Origin of the sequence: Neorhizobium phenanthreniclasticum, assembly GCF_040066075.1 — a bacterium.
Taxonomy (GTDB): domain Bacteria; phylum Pseudomonadota; class Alphaproteobacteria; order Rhizobiales; family Rhizobiaceae; genus Neorhizobium; species Neorhizobium petrolearium.
In genome coordinates, this window is sequence record NZ_JBEAAL010000016.1 from 37,414 (window position 1) to 62,531 (window position 25,118).

At 62.3% G+C, this 25,118-nt stretch carries 22 protein-coding genes; 4 read left to right on the top strand and 18 right to left on the bottom strand.

The window, feature by feature from the left end:
• Window positions 1-8: 8 nt before the first annotated feature.
• Complete coding sequence (locus ABK249_RS19565; RefSeq protein WP_227703871.1) at window positions 9-653, bottom strand: glutathione S-transferase family protein; 645 nt, start codon at window positions 651-653, stop codon at window positions 9-11.
• 95 nt (window positions 654-748) lie between these two features.
• On the bottom strand, window positions 749-1,222 hold the full coding sequence (locus tag ABK249_RS19570; protein ID WP_227703872.1) for a VOC family protein: 474 nt from the start codon (window positions 1,220-1,222) through the stop codon (window positions 749-751).
• A gap of 220 nt (window positions 1,223-1,442) precedes the next feature.
• Here ABK249_RS19570 and ABK249_RS19575 point away from each other — a divergent pair, with 220 nt between their 5' ends.
• Together ABK249_RS19575 and ABK249_RS19580 are read left to right on the top strand one after the other, a co-directional pair.
• Window positions 1,443-2,024, top strand: a complete 582-nt coding sequence (locus ABK249_RS19575) for a cupin domain-containing protein (protein WP_052183011.1) — start codon at window positions 1,443-1,445, stop codon at window positions 2,022-2,024.
• A gap of 149 nt (window positions 2,025-2,173) precedes the next feature.
• Window positions 2,174-3,610 carry an NAD-dependent succinate-semialdehyde dehydrogenase gene (locus ABK249_RS19580; protein ID WP_227703873.1) on the top strand — a complete coding sequence of 479 codons (1,437 nt, stop codon included), beginning with the start codon at window positions 2,174-2,176 and terminating at the stop codon, window positions 3,608-3,610.
• Window positions 3,611-3,704: 94 nt separating this feature from the next.
• Here ABK249_RS19580 and ABK249_RS19585 read toward each other — a convergent pair whose 3' ends face one another.
• The 13 genes from ABK249_RS19585 to ABK249_RS19645 form a co-directional block, all read right to left on the bottom strand.
• On the bottom strand, window positions 3,705-4,727 hold the full coding sequence (locus ABK249_RS19585; RefSeq protein WP_037154672.1) for a sulfate/molybdate ABC transporter ATP-binding protein: 1,023 nt from the start codon (window positions 4,725-4,727) through the stop codon (window positions 3,705-3,707).
• On the bottom strand, window positions 4,724-5,614 hold the full coding sequence (gene cysW, locus ABK249_RS19590) for a sulfate ABC transporter permease subunit CysW (protein WP_037154674.1): 891 nt from the start codon (window positions 5,612-5,614) through the stop codon (window positions 4,724-4,726). The genes ABK249_RS19585 and cysW overlap by 4 nt, the downstream gene beginning before the upstream one ends.
• A gap of 2 nt (window positions 5,615-5,616) precedes the next feature.
• Window positions 5,617-6,438 (bottom strand): sulfate ABC transporter permease subunit CysT, encoded by an 822-nt coding sequence (gene cysT / locus ABK249_RS19595; protein ID WP_348863718.1) that lies wholly within the window; start codon window positions 6,436-6,438, stop codon window positions 5,617-5,619.
• A gap of 76 nt (window positions 6,439-6,514) precedes the next feature.
• Window positions 6,515-7,501, bottom strand: a complete 987-nt coding sequence (cysP, locus tag ABK249_RS19600; protein ID WP_227703875.1) for a thiosulfate ABC transporter substrate-binding protein CysP — start codon at window positions 7,499-7,501, stop codon at window positions 6,515-6,517.
• A 211-nt stretch (window positions 7,502-7,712) separates the two neighbouring features.
• Window positions 7,713-7,916 (bottom strand): DUF1059 domain-containing protein, encoded by a 204-nt coding sequence (locus ABK249_RS19605; protein WP_227703876.1) that lies wholly within the window; start codon window positions 7,914-7,916, stop codon window positions 7,713-7,715.
• Between the two features lie 448 nt (window positions 7,917-8,364).
• Window positions 8,365-9,252, bottom strand: a complete 888-nt coding sequence (mmsB, locus tag ABK249_RS19610; RefSeq protein ID WP_227703877.1) for a 3-hydroxyisobutyrate dehydrogenase — start codon at window positions 9,250-9,252, stop codon at window positions 8,365-8,367.
• Window positions 9,253-9,276: 24 nt separating this feature from the next.
• Entirely contained in the window at window positions 9,277-10,356 is a 1,080-nt protein-coding gene (locus ABK249_RS19615) for an enoyl-CoA hydratase/isomerase family protein (protein ID WP_227703878.1), read from the bottom strand.
• A 13-nt stretch (window positions 10,357-10,369) separates the two neighbouring features.
• Window positions 10,370-11,965, bottom strand: a complete 1,596-nt coding sequence (locus tag ABK249_RS19620; protein WP_227703879.1) for a GMC family oxidoreductase — start codon at window positions 11,963-11,965, stop codon at window positions 10,370-10,372.
• A 12-nt stretch (window positions 11,966-11,977) separates the two neighbouring features.
• A complete protein-coding gene (locus ABK249_RS19625; RefSeq protein ID WP_037154688.1) occupies window positions 11,978-12,976 on the bottom strand; it encodes a branched-chain amino acid ABC transporter permease in 999 nt (332 codons plus the stop codon).
• 1 nt (window position 12,977) lies between these two features.
• Window positions 12,978-13,865 carry a branched-chain amino acid ABC transporter permease gene (locus tag ABK249_RS19630; protein ID WP_227703880.1) on the bottom strand — a complete coding sequence of 296 codons (888 nt, stop codon included), beginning with the start codon at window positions 13,863-13,865 and terminating at the stop codon, window positions 12,978-12,980.
• Between the two features lie 268 nt (window positions 13,866-14,133).
• Window positions 14,134-14,835: an ABC transporter ATP-binding protein gene (locus ABK249_RS19635; protein WP_227703881.1), complete on the bottom strand. Its 702-nt coding sequence runs from the start codon at window positions 14,833-14,835 to the stop codon at window positions 14,134-14,136.
• Window position 14,836: 1 nt separating this feature from the next.
• On the bottom strand, window positions 14,837-15,619 hold the full coding sequence (locus ABK249_RS19640; protein WP_227703882.1) for an ABC transporter ATP-binding protein: 783 nt from the start codon (window positions 15,617-15,619) through the stop codon (window positions 14,837-14,839).
• Window positions 15,619-16,836, bottom strand: coding sequence for an ABC transporter substrate-binding protein (locus tag ABK249_RS19645; protein WP_037154701.1), 1,218 nt, complete (start codon window positions 16,834-16,836; stop codon window positions 15,619-15,621). Before ABK249_RS19645 ends, ABK249_RS19640 begins: the two co-directional genes overlap by 1 nt.
• Window positions 16,837-17,035: 199 nt before the next feature.
• Between ABK249_RS19645 and ABK249_RS19650 the strand changes: the two genes are divergently transcribed.
• Complete coding sequence (locus ABK249_RS19650; protein WP_227703883.1) at window positions 17,036-18,025, top strand: LysR family transcriptional regulator; 990 nt, start codon at window positions 17,036-17,038, stop codon at window positions 18,023-18,025.
• Here ABK249_RS19650 and ABK249_RS19655 read toward each other — a convergent pair.
• From ABK249_RS19655 to ABK249_RS19665, 3 genes are read right to left on the bottom strand one after another with little or no spacing between them, the layout of a single operon-like run.
• Window positions 17,971-21,135 (bottom strand): efflux RND transporter permease subunit, encoded by a 3,165-nt coding sequence (locus ABK249_RS19655; protein WP_227703884.1) that lies wholly within the window; start codon window positions 21,133-21,135, stop codon window positions 17,971-17,973. The two genes, ABK249_RS19650 and ABK249_RS19655, sit on opposite strands and share 55 nt — an antisense overlap.
• 32 nt (window positions 21,136-21,167) lie before the next feature.
• The gene (locus ABK249_RS19660; protein ID WP_227703885.1) at window positions 21,168-22,325 is read right to left on the bottom strand and encodes an efflux RND transporter periplasmic adaptor subunit; all 1,158 of its coding nucleotides are present in this window, start codon (window positions 22,323-22,325) and stop codon (window positions 21,168-21,170) included.
• A 39-nt stretch (window positions 22,326-22,364) separates the two neighbouring features.
• Window positions 22,365-22,967, bottom strand: coding sequence for a TetR/AcrR family transcriptional regulator (locus ABK249_RS19665; protein ID WP_227703886.1), 603 nt, complete (start codon window positions 22,965-22,967; stop codon window positions 22,365-22,367).
• 187 nt (window positions 22,968-23,154) lie between these two features.
• On the opposite strand from ABK249_RS19665, the gene ABK249_RS19670 reads away from it, so the two are divergent.
• Window positions 23,155-25,095, top strand: coding sequence for a hybrid sensor histidine kinase/response regulator (locus tag ABK249_RS19670; protein WP_227703887.1), 1,941 nt, complete (start codon window positions 23,155-23,157; stop codon window positions 25,093-25,095).
• Window positions 25,096-25,118 lie beyond the last annotated feature (23 nt).

Sequence of the window (25,118 nt, forward strand, 5' to 3'; positions counted from 1 at the left end):
CTTGAGTTTCAAAGCCTCGACACTTTTTTGTCCCACGCCTTCGTGTCCGCACAGACATCCATCGCCTGCCTGTAGGCCTCGCGGCCGGTGGTTCGTGCAACATAAGCGCGTTCAGCCTCGCCAAAGGCAAAGCCGACAGTCCTGCGGGCAAATTCCAGTGCATAGGTCACCGAAATGTCCGCCGCCGTGAATGTTTCGCCGGCAAGATAGGGCGAATGCGCAAGCTGTCGCGTCACCAGTCCCAGCCGGCTCTCGAACACGGATAGCGCCTGGCCGGCACTCCAGTTCTGCCGCTCGGCCTCCGGCGCGAGATTGCGGGCACCGGAGACGAAGTACATGGAAGCCGCCAGCCCCGCTTCGCCCAGGTGAAGGAACTGCTGGTACGACGGGAAGGCGGGATCGGATGGTTGCGGCGCAAGCGGCGTCGGCCCGTAGCGGGCCATCAGATATTCCATGATCGCAATCGACTCGACCATGATGACGTCGCCGTCCTGAAGTGCCGGGATGAACCCGGCGGGATTGATCGCCAGAAATTCCGCGTCATGCTCGACGCCGGCGATCAGGTCCACCGGCCTCAGCCGGTACGGCAGGCCCATTTCCTCCAGCAGCCAGACGACCCGGAACCCTCTCCCTTCGCCATATACGGTAATCATGCCCGATACCCTCCTTCCCGCACCTGTCTCGAAAACGGCAAGCGCCGGCTGACCTCGCCAGCCGGCAACGATCCGAAGCTTGTGGGGGCGTTTACCTACCCCCGCCGCGCGGCCTCGATTGCCGCGACATCGATCTTCTTCATGGTCATCATCGCATCGAAGGCACGTTTCGCCTCGCCGCCGCCGGCCACAAGCGCCTCCATGAGAACGCGGGGCGTGATCTGCCAGGAGATGCCCCATTTATCCTTGCACCAGCCGCATTCGCTCTCCTGACCGCCATTGCCGACAATGGCGTTCCAGTATCGGTCGGTCTCCTCCTGGTCTTCGGTCGAAATCTGGAAGGAAAAGGCTTCGTTGTGCTTGAAGACCGGACCGCCGTTCAGCCCGATGCAAGCAACGCCCGCGACGGTGAATTCCACGACGAGCACGTCTCCCTGCTTGCCGTCCGGGTAATCGCCGGGCGCGAGGATTATCGCGCCGACGGCGCTATGCGGAAAAATCCCGGCATAGAAGCGGGCAGCCTCCTCGGCATCCTTGTCGTACCATACGCAGATCGTGTTCTTTGCCATTGCATTTCTCCCTTTTAGTCCTCGTGACGAGGTCGTCAGTCACGACCATACCCTAAAGACGCCGGGGCCTTCGGCGATCCGACATCCAGCCGAAAAAACTTAAATCCCCTCACACCCCACGCCGTTTTTCGTCATTGGAGAAATTTCCGCCTTCGGTGTATCAGTGAGGTCAGGTCCCATCAGGGACAGTGCACGAATGAGATAAAGGTCGCTCGAAAGAATGCACGCCATGGAGAAGACGGCGGAAGACGCCGATGGCGGTTTCAACGTCGGTGAACGGTTGCGCCTGGTGCGCCATCAGCATGGGCTTTCCCAGCGGGCATTGGCGATGAAGGCGGGCGTCACCCATTCGCTCGTCTCGCTGATCGAGAAGAACAAGGTGAGCCCTTCGGTCGCCTCGCTGAAGAAGATTCTTGAATCGATCTCCTATCCGCTGACCGATTTCTTCGCGCTGACCCTGCCGCCGGTCGACCAGATCTTTTATCGCGCCGATGAATTGGTTCCGCTTTCCACCGGCACGTTGACGCTTCTGCAGGTGGGCGACGCGAAATCCCACAGCGTGCAGATTTTCCATGAGTTCTACGAACCCGGCGCCGACAGCGGCGAGACCATGCTCCAGCATGATGCAGAGGAAGGCGGCGTGGTGGTGGCCGGCGAGCTTGAACTGACCGTCGGCAGCCAGACACGCATCCTCAAGAAGGGAGACGCCTATCTCTTCGACAGCCGCCTGCCGCACCGCTACCGCAACGTCGGCACCGAACGCTGCGAGGTGGTGAGCGCCTGCACACCACCCTATCTTTAGTATGACTTTATTGAAGGTCGCCGTTGATTGTGGCCGTCAATTATCTTAGGTCAGGCTGGCGAATTCTCCGTATCTCTGCCGGCGATTTTCCCTGATCGCCCCGCCCTTTTTAGAACGCCCGCCCTTTTTTTGGAACGAAAGTGGACCCCATGCAGACCTATCCCGACGTCAAGCTCTTCATCAACGGCGAATGGCGCGATGCCATCGGCGGCGAGACCATTCCGGTCATCGATCCCGCGACCGAAGAGGTGATCGGCAAGATCGCCCATGCACGCAAGGCGGACCTCGATCTTGCGCTGGAAGCGGCCGATAAGGGCTTCAAGATCTGGCGTGACACCGCCGCCTTCGAGCGTTCCAAGCTGATGCGCAAGGCCGCCGACATCATGCGCTCGCGCGTTGATGAGATCGCCTTCATGATGACCCGCGAACAGGGCAAGCCGCTCGCCCAGGCGAAGATGGAAGTGATGGGCGGCGCCGACACGATCGACTGGTTCGCCGAGGAAGCCCGCCGCACCTATGGCCAGATCATCCCGGCCCGCTTCAGCGGCGTGGCTCAGATGGCGATCAAGATGCCGGTCGGCCCGGTCGCCGCCTTCACGCCCTGGAATTTTCCGATCAACCAGATCGTCCGCAAGCTCTCCGCAGCGCTCGCCACAGGCTGCTCGATCATCGTCAAGGCGCCGGAAGAAACCCCGGCCTCGCCTGCCGAACTCATTCGCGCCTTCGTCGATGCCGGCGTTCCGGCGGGCGTCGTCAACCTCGTCTACGGCATTCCGGCCGAGATTTCCGAATACCTGATCCCGCATCCGGTGATCCGCAAGATCTCGTTCACGGGCTCGACGCCGGTCGGCAAGCATCTCGCTGCACTCGCCGGCAAGCACATGAAGCGCGCCACGATGGAACTCGGCGGCCATGCGCCGGCGATCATCTTCGACGACGCCGATCTCGAAAAGGCGATCGAGGTGACGGCGGCGGCAAAGTTCCGCAATGCCGGCCAGGTCTGCGTCGCGCCGACCCGCTTCCTGGTGCAGGACGGCATCGCCGACAGGTTCACCGAGGGCCTCATCAAGTATGCCCGGTCGATCAAGGTCGGCAACGGCCTTGAAGAAGGCGTCACCATGGGCCCGCTTGCCAACGACCGCCGCATCCCGGCCATGGAAGACATGATCCATGACGCCGTATCGAAGGGTGCAGAACTCAAGACCGGCGGCAAGCGCATCGGCAACAAGGGTTATTTCTTCGAGCCGACCGTGCTCGCCGACGTGCCGACCTCCGCCAAGGTGATGAACGACGAGCCGTTCGGCCCGCTTGCCATCGTCAACCGTTTCTCGCATTTCGACGACGCGATCGAAGAGGCGAACCGCCTGCCCTTCGGCCTTGCATCCTATGCCTTCACCAGCTCGGTGAAGACGGCCCACGCGCTCGGCCGCCAGATGGAGGCCGGCATGCTGACCATCAACCACAACGGCCTTGCCCTGCCGGAAGTACCCTTCGGCGGCATCAAGGACTCCGGCTACGGCACCGAGGGTGGTTCGGAAGCCGTCGAAGCCTATCTGGAAACCCGCCTCGTTTCCCAGATGAGCTGAGACTTAAGTTGGTTGTTTGAAATCCAAGGGACAGCGGTTCGTATCGCTGTCCCTTTTTGCTTCATTGCCCGCGACACCCCCCTCAGCCCAAAGCTCAACCGATCGCGAACACCTTCGCCCGCCTGAGGGTCACGAAGCCCCCATCGCCCGCCTTCACGAGGCGCTCCGGCTCGACGTCGAATTCCAGATGCTCGCCGGCCTCGGTGGTCGCCAGCACCCGCCGGCCACCAGGGCGGTCCAGCACGCGGCTGATGCTGGCCGGAATGCCCGGCCCCTGCAGTGACCAGTCGAGATCGGCCGGACGGGCGTAGAGTTCCGCCTTGCCGTCCGCCAGGCCGGAAACCTCGATCGCCGCGCCGCTGGCATAGGCCTTGCCGTCGCGCACCTCGGCAGAGATCACGTTCGCATCACCCAGGAACTTCATGACGAATGCCGATTTCGGATCGCGGCAGACTTCCTCCGGCGTGCCCTGCTGGACGATATGCCCATCCTTCAGGATGACGACCCGGTCGGCAAGGTCGAGCGCCTCTTCCTGGTCATGGGTGACGAAAAGCGTGGTGATCCCAAGCTCGGAATGGATTTCGCGCAACCAGCGGCGCAGGTCGCGGCGGACATTGGCATCGAGCGCGCCGAACGGTTCGTCGAGCAGCAGCACCTTCGGATCGACCGCAAGCGCGCGGGCGAGCGCCACGCGCTGTCGCTGGCCGCCGGAAATCTGCGCCGGAAACCGGTCGCCGAGGCCTTCGAGGCGCACGAGACGCAAAAGCTCGCCGACACGGGCATCGATCGCCGCCTGTCCGCGCTTCACCTTCGAGACCTTCATGCCGAATGCGATGTTTTGCGCAACCGTCATATGCGGGAAGAGCGCATAGTGCTGGAAGACGAAGCCGACGCCGCGGTCACGCACGGGAATGTCCGTCGCGTCCTGCTCGCCGAAATAGATGTGGCCGCCATCGGCATATTCGAGGCCCGCGACCATGCGCAGGATGGTCGTCTTGCCGGAACCGGACGGCCCGAGCAGCGCGACGAGCTCGCCGCTTTCGATCTCCAGAGAGACATCCCTGACGGCGCGAAAAGTCTCGAAGGTTTTGACCACGTGGTCGAGGCGGATTTTCATGAGGCTTTCTCCGCGGCATTGGCGGCTTCCGGCGCCCTTGGGCGGACGCGGCCGGCCCCCTGGCGTTCCAGCGCCACCTTGGCGATGATGGTGAAGACGGCGATGAGCGCCAGAATGGAGGCGGAAGCGAAGGCGCCCGCCGCCTGGTAATCGTGATAGAGCAGTTCGATATGGAGCGGCAGCGTGTTGGTCTGGCCGCGGATATTGCCCGAAACGACCGAGACCGCGCCGAACTCGCCCATGACGCGGGCATTGCAGAGCACGACGCCGTAAAGCAGCGCCCATTTGACGTTCGGCAGCGTCACCGCGAAGAAGGTGCGCCAGCCCGACGCCCCGAGCGAGGTGGCGGCCTCCTCCAGGTCGCGGCCCTGCGCCTGCATGAGCGGGATGAGTTCGCGGGCGACGAAGGGCGCCGTGACGAACATCGACGCCAGGATGATGCCGGGGATCGCGAACAGGATCTTGATCCCGTAGGCATCCAGCACCGGGCCGAAAATGCCCTGCAGCCCGTAGACGAACAGATAGGCGACACCGGCGACGATCGGCGAGATCGAGAACGGGATTTCGATCACCACGAGCAGGAAGCGCCTGCCCCAAAAATCGAACTTGGTGATCGCCCAGGCCGCCGCGATGCCGAAGGCGGTGTTGACCGGCACGGCGACGAGCGCGGTCAGCACCGTGAGCATGATCGCATGCCGCGTGTCGGGATGGGCGATCGTGTCGCGATAGACCTGCCAGCCTTTCGAAAAGGCCTCGACGCCGATGATGACGAGCGGCGCGAGGATGAGAATGGCGACGAGGACGAGCACGACGCCGATCAGGCTGCGGCGGAAAACCGGTCCGTCTCCGATGCGCGGCGGTTTGCGACGGGTAGCGATGACACTCATGGTCAGTTCCTCACCGTATAGCGCAGCGCCCGCGCCTGCATCCAGTTGGTGACGGCGAGCATGAAGAAGGCGGTCAGAAGCAGGACGGAGGCGATCGCGGCTGCCGCCTGGTAGTCGTATTCCTCCAGCCGGATGAAGATCAGGAGCGCGGTGATCTCCGTCGACATCGGCTGGTTGCCGGCGATGAAGATGATCGCCCCGAACTCGCCGAGCGAACGGGCAAACGAGAGGGACACGCCCGCCAGAAGCGCAGGCGTCAAAAGCGGCAGGATGACCTTGCGGAAGATTTCCCAGTCGGAGCCGCCGAGCGATTGAGCCGCTTCCTCCAGCGCCGGGTCGAGGTCCTCCAGCACCGGCTGCACGGTGCGGACGATGAAGGGCAGCGACGTGAAGCACATGGCGATCATGATGCCGAGCGGCGTATAGGCGACCTTGATGCCGAACCCGGCAAGCACGGAACCGAACCAGCCATTGGTGGAAAACAGCGCGGTCAGCGCAATGCCGGCAACCGCCGTCGGCAGCGCGAAAGGGAGATCCACCATGGCGTCGACGATCCGCCACCCCGGAAAGCGGTAGCGCGTCAGCACCCAGGCGAGCGCCAGGCCGAACACCAGATTGAACGCGGTGGCGGCGAGCGCCGAAAGCACCGTGACCCGATAGCTGGCGAGCGCCCGCGACGACGAAGCGATCCGCCAGTAGTCCTCCGGCCCAAGACTTGCCGCCTTGAACGCAAGCGCGACAAGCGGCAGGACCACGATCAGGCCGACATAGGTGAGGGTCACGCCCAGCGAGAGCGGCAATCCGGGCAGGACATTGCGTCTCAAACTGCTATTCCTTTTTCACGGCAAAACCCGGCGGATCAAAGCCCGCCGGGCAGGAGGAAACCGGTCCGATGTGGGATTAGCGACTGCCGTAAAGCTTGTCGAGAGTGCCGCCGGAAGAGAAATGCTCCGTCTGGATCTTGCTCCAGCCGCCGAACACGTCGTCGACATTGACGAGGCGGATTTCCGGGAACTCGTCCTTGAACTCGGAGACGACCTTGTCGTTGTGGACGCGATGGCCGAACTCCGCCGCGATCCGCTGGCCGTCCTCGGAATAGAGGAAATCCAGATAGGATTTCGCAAGCACTTCGGAGCCGTGCTTCTTGGCGACCTTGTCGACCACCGCGACCGGGAATTCCGCAAGCAGGCTGACCGAGGGAATGACGCTCTCGACCTTGTCGGCGCCGTATTGCTTGACGATGCTGCGGGTTTCCGCCTCGAAGGTGATCAGCACGTCGCCGGTCTCGCGCTCCACGAAGGTCGTGGTCGCGGCGCGGCCGCCGGTATCGAAGACGGGCACGTTGTCGAAGATCTTGGTGATGAACGCCTCGATCTTCTCCTCGTCGCCGCCATAGGCCTCCTTGGCCCAGGCATAGGCCGCGAGATAGGTGTAGCGCGCATTGCCGGAGGTCTTCGGGTTGGGGAAGACGGCGTGCACGTCGTCGCGGGCAAGGTCGCTCCAGTCCTTGATGTTCTTCGGATTGCCGGCGCGCACCAGGAAGGAGGGGAAGGAATAGAAGGGCGAGGCGTTGTTCGGGAATTCCTTCTGCCAGTCCGCGGAAACGAAGCCCTGCTTCACCAGAAACTCGACATCCGTGACCTGGTTGAAGGTCACCACATCGGCTTCGAGACCTTCGACGATCGAACGGGCCTGCTTCGAGGTACCGGCATGCGACTGGTCGATGATGACGCCCGGATGGCTCTTGATGAAGGCCTCGTTTTCGGCTGCGAAGATCTCGCGGGCGATATCGTAGGAGGCGTTGAGAAGCTTGTTCGGCTCCTGCGCCAGTGCAGGCGTGACGAAAAGCGCGGCAAACGCGGTGCCGAGGATCAGGAGGCGGTTCATGCAAGTCTCCGGTGTTTGATTGTTCCGCTGAAACTACCGGCTGGCGTGCCGGATCGCGAGGAACCGGGGACCCCGCTTGCGCATCCCTTTAGAAATTTCGTCCATTTTCGCCCCTGTTTGGCAAAGCTTTTCGCTCACCATCGGGATTACGCCGCCTCCCCTCCCGAGAAGGCAGTGCCATGAACGCTGGGGACCCTCCATCAAGCACCCGTCACGCGACGCTGCGCGGGGCTTCCAGGTCGTGGATGGCTTTCCTGATCTCCGTGCGGAACTCCGGCGTGTCCTGACGACCATGCACGGAAACGGCGTGCTGGACCGCGACGTCGACAAGCTCGTCGGTGCTGTCAGCCGACATGGCTACGGTGCATTTCATTTCGCTCGGAAATTCGCGGCAATCGATGAATTTGCGACCCATGTTCTCCTCCATCACAGGTCCATGGCCGGTCGGCCAGGGGGTATGAATCTTACTCCCATCGCTCGGGACAAACAAACGCAAACAAAGCCCCGCCGGGCGGATCGCCTGCGGGGATGATTCGGCGTCTTCGAAAAATAAACCGTCTGTCCATCAACGACTTGGATCGAACGGCCCGTGCCGTTTGTCCCCGCCAGCAAAACCGGCGCGATAATCCTCACGTCATCGGATGGGAACCGGGTTCGCGAGCCGGCTCCAGCTTCACGGGTCAAGGCTCGGTTTCCGGTGATGGTCGTGGAAGACGATTGGACGGGAACTGACAACTCTCGAAAGATAACCGAAACGGCCGGGGCAGGCAGAAAATCCTACCTCCCAAACCCAATGCCACTGCCTGCCCCGTTCCCAACCATGCCGGCTCTGCCTGCGTGGGCGAAGGTGTTTCCGGAAAAACTCAAGCGCTCGCCTTCTCCCGCAGCATCCGGATGATCGCGGAAAAATCGTCTCCGCCGTGGCCGGCCTTCTCGAACTCCGCATAAAGCTCGGCCGCATGGCTCCCGAGCGGCGTTGCGGCACCCGATTGCCTTGCCGCCTGCTGCGACAGCGTCAGGTCCTTCAGCATCAGCGCCGCGGCGAAACCCGGTTTGTAATCGTTGTTGGCGGGCGAGGCCGGCACCGGACCGGGTACCGGGCAATAGGTGGTGAGCGACCAGCATTGTCCCGATGACGTGGAGGCAACATCGAACAGCGCCTGGTGCGAGAGGCCGAGCTTTTCGGCAAGCCCGAAGGCCTCGCAGACGCCGATCATCGAAATGCCGAGGATCATGTTGTTGCAGATCTTGGCAGCCTGCCCGGCTCCCGCCTCGCCGCAATGGACGATCTTCTTGCCCATGGCCTCGAGGATAGGCTTGCCCGACGCGAACGCCTTTTGAGAACCGCCGACCATGAAGGTCAGCGTGCCGGCCGCAGCGCCCCCGGTGCCGCCGGAAACCGGCGCATCCAGCGAGATGCAGTTCATCACCTCCGCGAGCTTGTGTGCCTTGCGGGCGCTTTCCACGTCGATCGTCGAGCAATCGATGACAAGCGTTCCTTCGGGGACGAGCGTCGTAAGGTCCGTCCAGACCGCGATGACATGCTCTCCCTTCGGCAGCATGGTGATGACGCATTCGGCATCGTGAACGGCTTCCGCAAGCGTCGCAGCGCCCTTGACGCCTGCGCCGGCAGCCGCCTTCAGCGAGGCATCCGAGAGGTCGAAGCCATGCACCTCATGACCCGCCTTCACCAGATTGGCGGCCATCGGCCCGCCCATGTTTCCGAGGCCAATAAATGCGATCTTGGTCATGTCTTCCTCCCGTTCCTGTATTTCTCAGAGCCTGTGGTCCGCAAACAACACCGGATGCCGCACGGCGAAATAACGGTCGAGGTCCGCCTCGCTCACCTCTTCGAGCGTCGCCGGCCGCCATTTCGGATTGCGGTCCTTGTCGATGATCGCGGCCCGCACGCCCTCGTAGAAGTCGTGGTTGTGCAGGATTTCCACGCCGGCAGTGAACTCCCGTTCCAGGCATTCGACAAGGCTCGAACTTGCGCGTCCGAGCCGCAGCAGCCGCAGGGCCAGCTTGAGGCTTGTCGGGGAGCGTTTCGAGATGATCTCGCGCGTCCTGACGGCAAACTCGCCCTCTTCCTTTTCCAGGGCCGCGACGATTTCCTCCACTCTATCGAAGCGGAAGGTGCGGTCGATCAGGTCGCGATGGGCGGCGAACTGCCCCTCGCCCGGCGCGACCGCAAAACGATCGATCACCGCCCGCGCCTGTTCATCGGAGGCACTTCCCTTGAGCTCGCCCAGGGCCTCGACCAGCCCCTCCAGGCGCTCGGACGGAACGCAGGCGTCTGCGAGATTGGCATGGATGGCGTCCGCCGCGCCGACCGTCTCGCCCGTCAGCGCCATCCATGTGCCGGTCTCGCCCGGCGCGTGCGGCAAAAGCCAGGTGGCGCCGACATCCGGCACATAACCGATGCCGGTCTCCGGCATGGCAAGCCGCGTCCGTTCCGTCACGATGCGGTGTTTTCCATGCGAAGAAATGCCGACGCCGCCGCCCATGACGATACCGTCCATCAGCGCCACATAGGGTTTGGAATAATGGGAGATCATGTAGTTGAGCGGGAATTCCTCCCGCCAGAAGCGCGTCACTTCGGGATCATCCGTCCTGCCCATCTCGTGGATGACGCGGATATCGCCGCCGGCGCAAAGCCCCCGTTCCCCCTCGCCTTTCACGATGACGCAGGAGATCGCCGGATCGCCGGCGAAACGCTCCATCGCCGCCTTCATGTCCCGCACCATGGCAAGGTTCAGGCTGTTCAGGGCCTTTGGACGGTTGAGCCGGATGACGGCCGCCGAACCAACGTGGTCGAGAAGGACTTCATCACTCTGAATGGCGGTATCGGACATGCGCATCTCCGGTTTAACGGTTGTCCGCCAGGATCATCTCCGCCGCCTTTTCGGCGATCATGATCGTCGGCGAATTGGTGTTTCCGGATGTTATATTGGGCATGATCGAGGCATCGGCGATACGAAGTTTTCCGAGCGCGCGCATTTTCAGACGCGGATCGACCACGCTTTCCGGATCGGCGCCCATGCGCGCCGTGCCGACCGGGTGGAAGATCGTCGTACCGATATCGCCCGCCGCCTTTTCGAGATCGGCATCGGTCTCGAAGGACGGGCCGGGCTTGTATTCTTCCGGATGATAACGCGCGAAGGCGGGCTTCTTGACGATCTCGCGGGTGAGCCGGACCGCCCTCACCGCGATGTCCCGGTCGCCGGCAGTCGAGAGATAATTCGGATGGATGCCGGGGGCGGCTGCGAAATCCGGGCTCTTGAGATGCACCGAGCCGCGGCTTTCAGGACGCAGGTTGCACACACTCGCGGTCATGGCCGGGAAGGCATGGACGGGATCGCCGAACTTGTCGAGCGAGACGGGCTGGACATGGTATTCGAGATCCGGCGTCTCCCTGTCCGGACCTGATTTCGTAAAGATGCCGAGCTGGCTCGGCGCCATGGACATCGGCCCGGAGCGCTTGAATGCATATTCCAGCCCGATCGCCGCCTTGCCGATCAGGCTCGACGCCTTTTCGTTGAGCGTCGGAACGCCGGTGACCTTGTAGACCATGCGCAATTGCAGATGGTCCTGCAGGTTCTCACCGACGCCCTTCACTTCCTTGACGACCTCGACGCCCGCCTTTTGCAGCACCTCGCCGCGGCCGACGCCGGAGAGCTCGAGGATATGCGGGCTACCGATCGCCCCGGCGCTGAGCACGGTTTCCTTCCTCGCATGGGCTTTCTTCGTCACGCCGTCGTGCTGGAATTCGACACCCTTCACCTCGCCGTTCTCGATGATCAGGCGGCGCACATGCGCCTTGGTCAGCACGGTGAGGTTCGGCCGCTTCATCGCGGGCTTGAGGAAGGCCTTCGACGCATTCCAGCGGATGCCGGAACGCTGGTTGACGTCGAAATAACTGGAGCCCTCGTTATTGCCGCAGTTGAAGTCGTCGATGATCGGGATTCCGGCCTCCTCCGCCGCCTTCTGGAAGGCGTCGAGTACCGCCCAGCGGACGCGGGCCTTTTCGATCCGCCATTCGCCGCCGGCGCCGTGCATCTCGTCGGCGCCCTTGTAGAAATCCTCCGATTTCCTGAAGATCGGCAGGACATCGTCCCAGCCCCAGCCGGTGCAACCCATCTGCCGCCAGAGGTCGTAGTCGCGCGCCTGGCCGCGCATGTAGATCATGCCGTTGATCGAGGAGCAGCCACCGAGGATTTTCCCGCGCGGGTAGGAAAGCGAACGGCCATTGAGGCCTTCTTCCTTCTCGGTGGTAAAGCACCAGTCGGTGCGCGGATTGTTGATGCAGTAGAGATAACCGACGGGAATATGCACCCAGTGGTAATTGTCGTTACCGCCGGCTTCGATGATCAGGACGCGGTTATCCGGGTCCTTCGAGAGGCGGTTGGCCAGGACGCAGCCGGCGCTGCCCGCACCGATGACAATGTAATCGTAATTTTCCATGGCTTTGACCGTTCACCGCCGATGCTCGAAACCGAGCTTCCGGCCGAGCCGGGAGGCGTAGAATTCTCCTATGATGCCCCGCCGGAAGACGAGGACGCAGACCATGAAGACGACGCCGGTGATGATCGTCACCGGGAATTCCGACGTCGCCAGATAGTTCTGCAGCGTGACGACCAGGCCAGCGCCGAAGATCGGGCCGATCAGCGTGCCGATGCCGCCGAGCAGCGTCATGAGGATCACCTCGCCGGACATCTGCCAGGCGACGTCCGTCAGCGTCGCGAACTGGAAGACCAGCGCCTTCAATCCGCCGGCAAGTCCGGCCAGCGCCGCCGACATGACGAAGGCGCCTAGCTTGTAGCGCGCGACGGAATAGCCGAGCGAGGTGGCGCGCGCCTCGTTCTCGCGGATCGACTTCAGGATCATGCCGAAGGGCGAGTTGATGAAACGCCAAATGACCACCATGCCGATCAGGAACACCGCCAGCACGAAGTAATACATGTTGCTTGACTGGCTGAGGTCGATGAAGCCGAAGAGATGGCCGCGCGGCACGGACTGGATGCCGTCCTCGCCCTGTGTGAACCCCGCCTGGAGGCAGAAGAAGAAGAACATCTGCGACAGCGCCAGCGTGATCATCGCGAAATAGATGCCCTGCCGGCGGATCGCCACATAGCCCATGACGAGGCCGAGCAGTGCTGCGCCGACGACGCCGGTCAAGACGCCGAGTTCCGGCGGAAAGCCCCATTCCTTCACCGCATGGGCGGTGAAATAGGCGGCGCCCCCGAAGAAGGTCGCATGGCCGAAGGACAAGAGCCCCGTATAGCCGAGCAGCAGGTTGAAGGCGCAGGCGAACAGCGCGAAGCATAAAAGCTTCATCAGGAAGATCGGATAGAAGAAGGCCGGCGCCACGATGAGAAAGGCGAGCCCCGCGATCAGGAAGGCCGCATAGGTCATCGAGGCCGTGGCCGACCGTTCGGGCTGCCGTTTGACGCTGCTTTGAGTAAGGTCGGTCATGTTACGCATCCCGTCCGAAGAGGCCGGCTGGCCTCAGGAGAAGCACGATCGCCATGATGACGAAGATGACGATGTTCGAGGCCTCCGGATAGAACACCTTGGTCAAACCCTCCGCGATGCCGAGCATGTAGCCGGTCAGGATGGCGCCCATGATCGAGCCCATGCCGCCGACCACGACCACCGCGAAGACGACGATGATGATGTTCGAGCCCATCAACGGCGAGACCTGGTAGATCGGTGCGGCAAGCACCCCGGCAAATGCGGCGAGCGCAGCGCCGAACCCGTAGGTGAGGGTCAGCAGCATCGGCACGTTGACGCCGAAGGCCTGCACCAGCACCGTGTTCTCGGTGGCCGCGCGCAGATACGAACCGAGCTTGGTCTTCTCGATCAGCAGCCAGGTGCCGATGCAGGCGACGAGCGACACGACCACCACCCAGCCGCGATAGATCGGCAGGAACATGAAGCCGAGATTCGTGCCGCCGGCAAGTTGCGACGGCACCGAATAGGGCTGGCCGGCCGCACCATAGAGATAGCGGAACGTGCCCTCGATCGTCAGCGCCAGCCCGAAGGTGAAGAGCAGTCCGTAAAGCGGATCGAGCTTGTAGAGCCTGGACAGCATCGTCCGTTCGATCAACGCCCCGAACAGGCCGACGATCAGCGGACCGAGGACCAGCGCGAACCAGTAGTTGATCCCGAAATATTGGAGCAGGAGCATCGCGACGAAGGCGCCGAGCATGTATTGCGCGCCGTGAGCGAAGTTGATGACGCGCAGGAGGCCGAAAATGACCGCAAGCCCGAGGCTGAGCAGCGCATAGAACGAACCGTTGATCAGGCCGATCAGGAGCTGCCCGAGAAAGGCCTGCAGCGGTATGCCGAAGATCATCGTCATGGCGCGTGGCTCCTGGGCAATGTCGCCGCGATTTGAGGAAGACAGCGCAGCGTGCCGATCTCCCCCCTTGTGGGGGAGATGCCCGGCAGGGCAGAGGGGGGTGACGCCTCAATCTCTACCGTCGCGTTCGCTGCACCACCCCCCTCTGTCATCTTCGATGACATCTCCCCCACAAGGGGGGAGATTGGGAGTATGCTGCACCGGCCGGACCCCATAGATGGCTGCGAGGGAGTCCTGGGAGTAGAATATCTAACGATCTTCGCCATCCCTACACCCCCAGAACCTTGTGCAGCATGTCCATGCGGCCGGGGAGTTCCTTGACCGGGAAATCCGCGACCATCTTACCATGCTCCATGAGATAGAAGCGATCGGCGACACGGCTCGCGAAGCGGAAATTCTGCTCCACCAGGAGCACCGTCATGCCGCGCTCCTTCAGTTGCTTCAGCACCTCGCCGATACGCTGGACGATGACGGGCGCCAGCCCCTCGGTCGGTTCGTCGAGGATCAGCAGCTTGACGCCGGTGCGCAGGATACGGGCGATTGCCAGCATCTGCTGCTCGCCGCCGGAGAGTTTTGTCCCGGGGCTGGAGCGGCGCTCCTGAAGATTCGGGAAAAGCGCGTAGATCTCGTCGAGCGTCATCCCGCCACCGGCGACGACCGGCGGCAGCATCAGGTTTTCCTCGACGGTCAGCGTCGAGAAGATGCCGCGCTCCTCCGGCACGAAGCCGAGGCCGGCATGCGCGATGCGGTGCAGCGGCACGGAAAGCATGTCCTTGCCGGCAAAGCGGATTTCGCCCTTCCGCTCACGGATGATGCCCATGATGGTCCTGAGCGTCGTCGTCTTGCCGACGCCGTTGCGGCCGAGGATAGTGATGGTCTCGCCCTCGCCCACCGTCATGTCGACGCCATGCAGCACATGGCTTTCGCCATACCAGGCATTGAGGTTGGAGACTTGCAGCAACGGCGTCATCTCAAGCCTCCTCCGAGCCCATGTAAGCCAACCGCACCCGCTCGTCCTGGCTGACGGTCGCGTAATCGCCTTCCGCGAGGATTTCGCCGCGCTGGAGCACGGTCACATGGTGGCAGATGTCGGCGACGACCGAGAGATTGTGCTCGACCATCAGCACCGCACGGGTCTTCGCCACCTCGCGGATGATGTTGGCGACCGTGCCGATATCCTCCTGCCCCATCCCGGCCATCGGCTCGTCGAGCAGCAGGACCTTCGGATCGAGCGCGAGCGTCGTGGCGATCTCCAGCACGCGCTTGCGGCCATAAGAAAGGTCGGCAGCGAGCGCATTGCGTTCGCGTTTGAGACCGACGGTCTCGATCAGTTCATCGGCCCGCGCGTTCAGCCGGTTCAGTGAGGAGAGCGGCAGCCAGAACTGCGTGGAAAGGCCATTCGGCCGCTGCAATGCTACGCGCACGTTGTCGAGCACCGAAAGATGCGGAAAGACGGCGGAAATCTGGAAGGAACGCACAAGGCCCATGCGCGCCACCTTGTCCGGCGGCGTGCTGGTGATGTCTGTGCCGAGCAGCGTGATCGAACCCGCCGTCGGCTGCAGGAACTTGGTGAGCAGGTTGAAGACGGTCGTCTTGCCGGCCCCGTTCGGGCCGATCAGCGCGTGGACGCGGGCATGCTGGACGTCGAGATCAACCTGTTTCACCGCCGTGAAGGCGCCGAAGTGTTTCGTGAGGCCGCGGGCGGAAAGCACCACCCGCGGCTCTTCATGCGTTACTGTCGCGGCGAAAGCCATTACTTCACCAGCTCGCAGCCGCTCTTGGCAGGGTCCATATAGGCTTCCTTGCCGGGGATCGTGGCGAGCACGTTGAAATAGTCCCACGGCTCCTTGCTGTCGGCGGGCTTCTTCGCCTGCAGCAGATACATGTCGTGGATCATCCGGCCGTTCGCGGCAACCGTGCCGCCGCGCGCGAAGAAATCGTCGACCGGCATTTCATGCAGCGCCTTGGCGACGGCGTCCGTATCATCCGTGCCGGCTTTCTCGATGGCCTTCAGATACTGCGTCACCGCCGAATAGGTGCCGGCATGAACCATGTTCGGCATTTTCTTGGTGCGCTCGAAGAACTTCTTGCCGAACGCGCGGCTCTGATCGTCGAGGTTCCAGTAATAGCCTTCCGTCATCGTCAGCCCCTGCGCCGCTTCAAGGCCGAGACCATGCACTTCGGCAAGCGTGAAGAGGAGCGCGGCAAGGTTCTGGCCGCCGGCGGTGATGCCGAATTCGGCCGCCTGCTTGATGGCGTTCGAAGTGTCGAGGCCGGCATTGGCAAGACCGATGACCTTGGCGCCCGAGGACTGCGCCTGCAAGAGGAAGGACGAGAAGTCGGTCGTCGCCAGCGGATGGCGGACCGCGCCGACGACCTTGCCGCCGTTCGCCTTGACGAAGTCGCTGGTTTGCTGTTCCAGCGAGTAACCGAAGGCATAGTCGGCGGTCAGGAAGAACCACGTGTCGCCGCCCTGCTTGACGAGCGCGCCGCCGGTGCCGACCGCAAGCGCATGGGTGTCATAGGCCCAGTGGAAGCCGTAGGGGCTGCATTGCTTGCCGGTGAGGTCGGTGGTCGCCGCGCCGGTGACGATGTCGATCTTCTTCTTTTCCTTGCCGATCGCCTGCACCGCCAGCGCAACGGAAGAGGTCGTCAGTTCCATGATCGCATCGACCTGCTCGGTATCATACCACTGGCGGGCGATATTGGAGGCGATATCGGGCTTGTTCTGGTGGTCGGCATCGACGATCTCGATCGGAGCGCCGAGCACCTTGCCGCCGAAATCCTCCACCGCCATCTTCGCGGCCTCCACCGAGGACTTGCCGCCGAAATCCGCATAGACGCCCGACTGGTCGTTCAGGATGCCGATCTTGACCTTGCCGTCGGATGCGCTTTGCGCAAACGCGATACTGCTTGCAAGACCCGTGCTTGCAAAAAGGACAGCCAGAGATGTCAGAAGTGTCTTGCGCATGATTTCTCCTCCCAGAGAGTGTGCCCAGAGAAAGTACCCGGAGATTTTCCCAAAGTGTCTGTTCAAAATTGGTGAGCTGCTCTCCTCCAAGCAGCCGTTCCAACCCCATGGTTCTCGAAAACTGCTGTTGACGCAAGCAGGGACCTGCAATTAATTGCAAACAGTATCTGTGCATTTTTGAACAGATTAAGGATTCGACTTGTCTGCCAATGCGAACTTTACTTGGGATGACCTGCAATATTTTCTCGCCGTGGCGCGCACGGGGCAACTTTCGACCGCCGCCCGACAGCTGCGCACCAGCCATGCGACGGTTTCACGCAGGATCGACCGGCTGGAATTTTCCCTCAAGGTGAAGCTCTTCGAGCGCAATCCGCGCGGCTACGTGCTGACCGGCATGGGCCAGCGCTTCATCGAGGCGGCGGAGCGGATCGAGGCGGAAGCGGACCGGCTGCAGGCCGACATCACCTCCGGCACGACCGCGCAGCGCGGCGTCGTCAGGCTCAGCACGCCGGAAGGGTTCGCGAATTTCTTCTTCGCCGACAAGATCCGCAATTTCTGCGACGGCCACCCGAACATCACCCTGGAACTGGTGACGATCCAGCAGATCATGTCGCTGTCGCGCAAGGAGGCGGATATCGCCGTCTCCCTCGATCCGCCGAAGGACGGACCGTATCTGACGGAAAAGCTCACCGATTACAGCCTCAACGTCTACGGATCGAAGGCCTATCTTTCCGGGGCGGCTGCGATCCGCAGCCGGCAGGATCTCCTGAGCCATCCCTTCATCGGCTATATCGAGGACATGATCTTCGTGCCGGGGCTCGACTATCTGGGTGAGGTCCACCCCGGCATCAAGGCGCGCTTCCAGAGCTCCAGCATCTTCGCGCAGCTCACCGCGACGCTCAATGCGCTCGGCCTCTGCGTATTGCCGCATTTCATCGCCCGCTCCTATCCGGACCTGCAGATCGTATTGCCGGACGAGGTGGAGATCAGGCGGAACTACTGGCTGGTCTGCCATCGCGACCTGAGTCATGTGCCGCGGGTGAGAATGGTGACGGACTATATCTTTCAGTCGGTTCGCGCGAATCAGGACGCCTTCCTCAGGAGCTACCAGGCTCCCGAGGAAGGCGCGCGACGTTATTCGGCCGCCATGGGCAGGGGCGTTTCACGGCTTTCGAACAAGTCGCCCTGATTGGCCGGCTGGCGATCGCCCTTGTCGTCTTCGTCCTTCTTCTCGCGGCCGAAGAAGAGCGCATAGCCAGCCGGCAGTACGAGGATGGTCAGCACCGTGGCAACCAGGATGCCGCCCATCATCGCATAGGCGAGCGGCCCCCAGAAGACGCCGCGGGAGATGGGGATCAGCGCCAGCACCGCCGTCATCGCGGTCAGCATGATCGGCCGGAAGCGCCGGACTGCCGCACCGACGATCGCTTCCGAGCGTGCCATGCCGGCAGCGATATCCTGGTCGATCTGGTCGATGAGGATGATCGAGTTGCGGATGATGATGCCGAGCAGTGCGATGACCCCGAGGATCGCCACGAAGCCAAAGGGTGCGCCGGTGACGAGCAGCGCCATGGCTGCACCGATGATACCCAGCGGACCGGTGGCCAGCACCAGCATGGCCTTGCCGAAATGCTGGAGCTGCACCATCAGGAGCACCAGGATCACCAGCAGCATGATCGGCGCCTTGGCAGCGATCGACGCCTGGCTTTCGGCCGAATCCTCGGCGCCGCCCTGTATCTCGATCTTGTAGCCGGCGGGCAGGCTGGCGCGCAGATCGGCGATCGAGTTGTAGAAGTTGAGCGCCATCTGGGTCGGCTCGACGCCGTCCGGCAATGTCGCCTTGACGGTGATTGTCGGCAGGCGGTCGCGGCGCCACTCGATGCCCTGTTCGAGCACCGGCTCGACCTTGGCGATCTGCGAGACGGGCACGAAACTGCCGAAGTCCGTCGGGACATAGACCGACTGCACGGCAGACAGCAGGCTGCGCGTCGCATCCGGCTCGCGGACGACGATCGAAACCGTCTCCTCGCCGTCGCGGAAATCATCGATCGGCGCACCCGAGACCGCCGTCTGCAGCATCTGGCGGACACGTTGCGAGGAAACACCGAGCGCCCGGGCGCGATCCTGGTCGATGACCAGCTTCATGGCCGGCACCGGTTCCATCCAGTCGTCATGGATCGAGCCGAACAGCGGCTGCTGGTGATAGCGTTCCTTGACCTGGTCGGCGATGCGGCGGACCTCGGCCTTGTCCGGCCCTATGACGCGCATCTGCACCGGCCAGCCGGTCGGCGGGCCGAGGAAGAGACGGTCAACCTTGCCGCGCACGGTCGGGAAATCCTCCGCCAGGATCTGGCGCAGCTTGACGATCAGCCGCTCTCTTGCGTCCTCATCCTTCGACATGACGAGGAGCTGCGCATAGTTCGGATTGCGGAGCTGCTGGTCGAGCGGCAGGAAGAAGCGCGGCACGCCTTCGCCGATATAGGTGGCGACGAAAGTCTTGTCCTGATCGGGCAGGATCTTGGTTTCAAGCGCCTTCGCCTGCCGTTCCACTTCCTCGATCGCGGTCCCTTCCGGCAGCCACATGTCGACCAGGATTTCCGGCCGCGAGGACTGCGGGAAGAAGCTCTGCGGGATGAACTGGAAGGACCAGAGGCTGCCGAAGAAGGCGGCGAGCGTCAGGGTGAGCACGATGATCCGGTGGCGCACCGCCCAGCCGACCGTGCTGCGCAGGCGGTGATAGAAGCGGGTGTCATAGGCATCGTGATGGGTGCCGGCATGCGCCCGCTGCTTGAGGATCATGTAGCCGAGCCAGGGAGTGAAATAGACCGCCACGAACCAGGAGGTGACGAGCGCGATGCCCACCACGTAGAAAAGCGTGCGGACATATTCGCCGGCGGTGGATTCGGCAAAGCCGACCGGGATGAAGCCGGCGGTCGTGATCAGCGTGCCGGTCAGCATCGGGAAGGCGGTGGACGAATAGGCGAAGCTCGCCGCATCGATGCGGTGCAATCCCTCCTCCAGCTTGCGCTCCATCATCTCGACGACGATCATCGCGTCGTCGACGAGCAGCCCGAGCGCGATGATCAGCGCGCCGAGCGAGATGCGCTGCAGCTCTATGCCCATGTAATACATGATGGCGAGCGTCGCCGCGAGCACGAGGGGGATTGCGATCGCGATCACGATGCCCGAGCGCCAGCCGATCGAAATCAGCGAGACGATCAGGACGATCACGAGGGCTTCCATCAGCGCCTTGGTGAATTCGCCGACGGCTTCGGTCACGACCTCCGGCTGGTTGGAAATCTGGTGCACCGAAACGCCGACCGGCAGCGTCTCTTCGAAGCGGTGATAAGTTGCCTCGATATCGTGACCGACATCGGTGACCTTGAACCCGTTCGCCATGACGACGCCAAGCTGCACGCTGTCCTGGCCGTCGAAGCGGAACTTGCGCTGGTAGGGGTCCTCGAGACCTTCCTTCACCGTCGCTATGTCGCCGAGCCGGATCACCTGGCTGCCGGCGCGCAGGCGCAGTTCCCGGATATCTTCGGGCGTCGTGACATCGCCTTCGACGGAAATGCGAACCGAGCGCTCGGCGGTCTCCACGCTGCCGGCCGGATCGACATTGTTCTGGCCGGCAAGCGCATTCTGGATGTCGACGACGGTCAGGCCGCGTTCGGCCAGCGCCTTTGAGGAAACGTCGATGAAGATCTTCTGCGGCTGGTCGCCGAGGATGACCGCCTTCTCGACACCCGGCGTGGCAAGCAGCATGTCGCGCGCCTGGATGGCGAACTGCTTCAGCTCCGGATAGCTGTATCCCTCGCCGACGATCGCGTGCATCGTGATGAACGTGTCGCCGAATTCGTCGTTGAAATAAGGACCGAGCAGGCCGGAGGGCAGATCCTGCTTGATGTCGCCGATCTTCTTGCGCACCTGATAGAAGGCGTCGGCCACTTCCTCGGAATTCGTATCGCCCTTGACCTGCACGGTGGTGATCGCAAAACCGGCGCGGGTATAGGACTTCACCCAGTCGAGATGCGGCGTTTCCTGAAGCTTGCGCTCGATCTTGTTGACGACCTGGTTCTGCATGTCGTCGATCGAGGCGCCGGGCCAGACGGACTGCACGACCATGACGCGGAAGGTGAAATCCGGATCCTCCTTCTGACCCATGTTCATGACGCCGAGCACGCCCATGGCGATGATCAGACCGAAGAGGAAGCGGGCAATGCTCGGATGGCCGATCGCCCAGCGGGACAGGTTGAACCTGGCCTTTTCCGGAGGATTGTCCTGATGGGAGGAGTTCATGATCGTGGTCCTTTAGGGCCGGGTTCTTGAAATCAGGGCATAACCGAAGCGGTGCTGATGCTGCTGGCGCTGCCGAAGCGGGAGGCAACTGCTTCCGGCAGCTTCACCTTCATGTCTTCACGCATGAATTGCGTGCCCGCCGAGACGACGAGGTCACCTTTCGAAAGCCCTTCGGAAATGCGCACGCCGTCATCGGAAAAATCGGCAACGGTCACCGGGCGCGAACCCACCATCCCTTTTTCACGATCGACGATCCAGACGACCGACTGGCCGTCCTTCTTGGCAAGAGCCGCAAGCGGAATGGACCAGGTCGGCGCGGCGTTGTCCTCGATAGCCTCGATCGTCGCGGTCATGCCGAGCAGGACGCGCGGGTCCTCCGGCAGGCTGACGCGGATCGCAAAGGTCCGCGACTGGGGATCGGCGCTGCCTGCGATTTCCCGAACCTTGCCGTCAAGCACAAGGTCGGTCGCCGACCAGAAGCGCGCCTTGACCGTCTTGCCGGGGCTGAACTTGGCGACGTCCATTTCCGGAACGGCGATCTGCACTTCCTTACCGCCATCAACGGCGACGGAAATGACCGCCGTTCCGACGCCCACGACCTGGCCGATATCGGCGCTGACGGCGGTGACGATGCCGTTCTGATCCGACTTGAGTTCGGCATAGGCAACCTGGTTGCGCGCCTCCTGCAAAGCCGAAACCGCCGACTGGCGGGAGGAGACGGCCTGGTCATAGGCAAGCGCCGCCTGCTCCATGTCCGATTGGGAGGCAACGTTCTTGGAATAGAGAGAATCGGCACGGCGCTTGGCGAGCTCGGTGATCTCCGCCTGCTTCTGCGCGGCGGCGAGATCGGCCTCCGCCCGGCGGACGGCGAGCTGGTAATCGGTCGCATCAAGCCGGGCAAGCACATCGCCCGGCTTGACCCGCTGACCGATATCCACCAGCCGCTCGGTGATCTTGCCAGCGACACGGAAGCCGAGATTCATCTCCGTGCGCGCCTTGACGGAGCCGGAATACTCTACCTTCCGGCCCTGATCGGCGGCAGAGACCTCGATTACCTTGACAGGCCGAACCACCTCTGGCGCTTCGGCCTTCTTCTCTTCCGAGCAGGCCGCCAGCGCACCAAGCGCGGTCGCAACAACGAGGCCTTTGACGAGAAACGAGACATCACGTCTGGTCTTCACAAAAAACATGGCGCCGCACTCCTGATGGCGGGATTTCGATAAGGACAGTTATTTCAAGGCACGCAGGCCGAATTCCACGAGATCTTCCGGCTGCCCGATCTGCCTTTCGAGCAGGCAATCGGCGATCAGCATCGGATGGCACAGCTTCACCATGCACGACATGAAGTTCTCGGCCGCCAGCAGCGGGTTCTGTTCCCGGAATTCACCAGCATCGATGCCTTCCCGGATGAGGTCGGCGATCAGCAAGCGGAGGCGGTCCAGATGCTGCTGGATCACCGGCCATTGCTGCTCGATGGCGATCACCACCATCTCGTGCACCTTCTTCTCGTCGAGCATGGTCTCGAGGGTCAGCCGATGCTGTTGCAGGACGTGATCGTGCAGGCGCTCCGTCGCGCTCGCCGGCCGCTTCGCATTGGCCAAAGCCATCTGATAGCTGCCGTCGAGCATGCGGTTCGCCAGCGCCTGGTGAATATCCGCCTTCGACGAGAAGAAGCGGTAGATATTGGCGGGCGACATCCCGAGATCGCGGGCGATATCGGCGACATTGGTCTTGGTATAGCCGTAGTGCTTGAAGAGGCGTTCCGCCGCATCGAGGATGCGGCTGACGTTCTCCTGCCTCGTCGCCTCTATGGTATTTTCACTGGCTTCCATGGATTGACGGCTTTCACTTAACGACTGACGATTTTCATTTTTCGTCAGTCGTAAAGCGAAAACTGTCATCTGTCAACCTTTACGGAGCGGCTACGCTTTGTGACAAAAAATCATCTCTGGCGGGAACCAAAAGTTACAAATGACGTTTGAGCGTGTTGAACCGCGTTCGGCGGGCCGGGGAAATTGGATGAGCATGCCGCAAAGCTACGACGTTTCGCTACTTGATGAGGAGCGCTATCGGCTTCTTGTTGATGCGATCACCGATTATGCCATCTATATGCTCGCCCCTGACGGCAGGGTGGCGAGCTGGAATCCGGGGGCGCAGCGCTTCAAGGGCTACGAGGCGTGGGAAATCCTCGGAGAGCATTTTTCCTGCTTCTACACGAATGAAGACCGCCTCGCCCGGGTGCCCGAAAACGCCTTGCGGACGGCGGCGACGGAAGGACGTTTCGAAAGCGAAGCCTGGCATGTTCGCAAGGATGGCACTCGCTTCTGGGCGCATGCCATCATCGATCCGATCTGGGGCCGGTCCGGTGAGATCCTGGGCTTCGCCAAGGTCACCCGCGATCTGACGGAGCGGAAGCAGGCGGAAGTCGACCTCAGGCAGAGCGAGCAGAAGTTCCAGCTCCTCGTGCAGGGCGTCACAGACTACGCGCTCTACATGCTTGATCCGGAAGGCTATGTCAGCAACTGGAATATCGGAGCCGAGCGCATCAAGGGATATACGGCCGATGAGATCGTCGGAAAGCATTTCTCACAATTTTATACGGAAGAGGACCGCGAGCGCGGCGAGCCGGCAAAAAGCCTGGAAACCGCCAGGAGAGAAGGACGCGTCGAGAAGGAGGGGCTGCGGCAACGCAAGGACGGCAGCCGTTTCTGGGCACATGTGATCATCGATGCCATCCGCAACGAGCATGGCGAGCTCCTGGGCTTTGCCAAGATAACCCGCGACATTACCGAAAAGGTTGAGGTGCAGAAAGCACTCACCCAGGCACGTGAGGAGCTTTTCCAGGCACAGAAGATGGAGGCCATCGGCCAGCTGACCGGCGGCGTCGCGCACGACTTCAACAATCTTCTGATGGCTGTCCTCGGCAGCCTGGAAATCCTGAAAAAACGCCTGCCGAACGATCCGGCACTGATGCCGTTGATCGACAATGCCATACAGGGCGCCGAGCGTGGTGCCGCCCTGACCCAACGCATGCTCGCCTTCTCGCGTCGGCAGGAACTCAACATGGAGGCCGTCGACGCACAGGCCCTGATGAACGGCATGATGGATTTCGTACAACGCTCCCTCGGTGCCGATACCCGGATCGAGACCCACTTCCCGCCCCATCTTCCCCCGGTCATGACCGACCCCGTACAACTCGAAACCGCACTTCTCAACCTTGTCGTCAATGCCCGCGACGCAATGATGAACGGCGGTCTGATCACCATCGATGCCGAGGAACATGTGGTAGACGGAGGGTCGGAAAAGCTGAAGCCCGGCCGTTACGTCCGGCTTTCGGTCGCCGACACCGGCGAAGGGATGGATGAGGAAACGCTGGCGCGGGCGACGACGCCTTTTTTCACCACCAAAGGCGTCGGCAAGGGAACAGGACTTGGCCTTCCGATGGTCCAGGGTTTGTCCGAGCAATCGGGTGGCAAGCTCGTGATCCAAAGCGAGAAGGGCAAGGGCACCACGGTTTCGCTCTTCCTGCCCGTCGCAGACGCAAATGACGCCCCGCAATTTTCGGAGACATCCATGCCCTCACCCGCCGAGGCTCCCAAGGGAGCCTTCACCATCCTCGCCGTCGATGACGACGCCCTGGTCCTCATGAACACGACGCTGATGCTGGAGGATCTGGGGCATGTGGTGATCGAAGCCTATAGCGGTGCAGAGGCGTTGGACACGCTGCGCAAAGGGGAGCGTCAGTTCGATCTCGTCATTACCGACCATTCCATGCCGCGCATGACCGGCTCGGAACTGGCGGCCGCCATCCGCGAAAAATGGCCGGGGCTGCCGGTCGTGCTCGCAACCGGCTATGCGGAATTGCCCACCGGTGGCGACAACCGTCTGCCGCGGCTGCCGAAGCCTTTCTCGCAAAATCAGCTTCAGGACGTCATCGCTTCGGTCCTTGGCGCCTCCTGAAACCAATTCGCCGGGACAAACGT

What these genes read in the sequence shown, in the direction of transcription:
- ABK249_RS19640 (WP_227703882.1), bottom strand. Translation starts at nt 15,619, where the DNA reads ATGGCTTTCGCCGCGACAGTAACGCATGAAGAGCCGCGGGTGGTGCTT.
- ABK249_RS19585 (WP_037154672.1), bottom strand. Translation starts at nt 4,727, where the DNA reads ATGAAAATCCGCCTCGACCACGTGGTCAAAACCTTCGAGACTTTTCGC.
- ABK249_RS19670 (WP_227703887.1), top strand. Translation starts at nt 23,155, where the DNA reads ATGAGCATGCCGCAAAGCTACGACGTTTCGCTACTTGATGAGGAGCGC.
- cysP (WP_227703875.1), bottom strand. Translation starts at nt 7,501, where the DNA reads ATGAACCGCCTCCTGATCCTCGGCACCGCGTTTGCCGCGCTTTTCGTC.
- ABK249_RS19615 (WP_227703878.1), bottom strand. Translation starts at nt 10,356, where the DNA reads ATGTCCGATACCGCCATTCAGAGTGATGAAGTCCTTCTCGACCACGTT.
- ABK249_RS19635 (WP_227703881.1), bottom strand. Translation starts at nt 14,835, where the DNA reads ATGACGCCGTTGCTGCAAGTCTCCAACCTCAATGCCTGGTATGGCGAA.
- ABK249_RS19655 (WP_227703884.1), bottom strand. Translation starts at nt 21,135, where the DNA reads ATGAACTCCTCCCATCAGGACAATCCTCCGGAAAAGGCCAGGTTCAAC.
- ABK249_RS19645 (WP_037154701.1), bottom strand. Translation starts at nt 16,836, where the DNA reads ATGCGCAAGACACTTCTGACATCTCTGGCTGTCCTTTTTGCAAGCACG.
- ABK249_RS19605 (WP_227703876.1), bottom strand. Translation starts at nt 7,916, where the DNA reads ATGGGTCGCAAATTCATCGATTGCCGCGAATTTCCGAGCGAAATGAAA.
- cysW (WP_037154674.1), bottom strand. Translation starts at nt 5,614, where the DNA reads ATGAGTGTCATCGCTACCCGTCGCAAACCGCCGCGCATCGGAGACGGA.
- ABK249_RS19625 (WP_037154688.1), bottom strand. Translation starts at nt 12,976, where the DNA reads ATGACCGACCTTACTCAAAGCAGCGTCAAACGGCAGCCCGAACGGTCG.
- mmsB (WP_227703877.1), bottom strand. Translation starts at nt 9,252, where the DNA reads ATGACCAAGATCGCATTTATTGGCCTCGGAAACATGGGCGGGCCGATG.
- ABK249_RS19660 (WP_227703885.1), bottom strand. Translation starts at nt 22,325, where the DNA reads ATGTTTTTTGTGAAGACCAGACGTGATGTCTCGTTTCTCGTCAAAGGC.
- ABK249_RS19665 (WP_227703886.1), bottom strand. Translation starts at nt 22,967, where the DNA reads ATGGAAGCCAGTGAAAATACCATAGAGGCGACGAGGCAGGAGAACGTC.
- ABK249_RS19575 (WP_052183011.1), top strand. Translation starts at nt 1,443, where the DNA reads ATGCACGCCATGGAGAAGACGGCGGAAGACGCCGATGGCGGTTTCAAC.
- ABK249_RS19570 (WP_227703872.1), bottom strand. Translation starts at nt 1,222, where the DNA reads ATGGCAAAGAACACGATCTGCGTATGGTACGACAAGGATGCCGAGGAG.
- ABK249_RS19580 (WP_227703873.1), top strand. Translation starts at nt 2,174, where the DNA reads ATGCAGACCTATCCCGACGTCAAGCTCTTCATCAACGGCGAATGGCGC.
- ABK249_RS19565 (WP_227703871.1), bottom strand. Translation starts at nt 653, where the DNA reads ATGATTACCGTATATGGCGAAGGGAGAGGGTTCCGGGTCGTCTGGCTG.
- ABK249_RS19630 (WP_227703880.1), bottom strand. Translation starts at nt 13,865, where the DNA reads ATGACGATGATCTTCGGCATACCGCTGCAGGCCTTTCTCGGGCAGCTC.
- ABK249_RS19620 (WP_227703879.1), bottom strand. Translation starts at nt 11,965, where the DNA reads ATGGAAAATTACGATTACATTGTCATCGGTGCGGGCAGCGCCGGCTGC.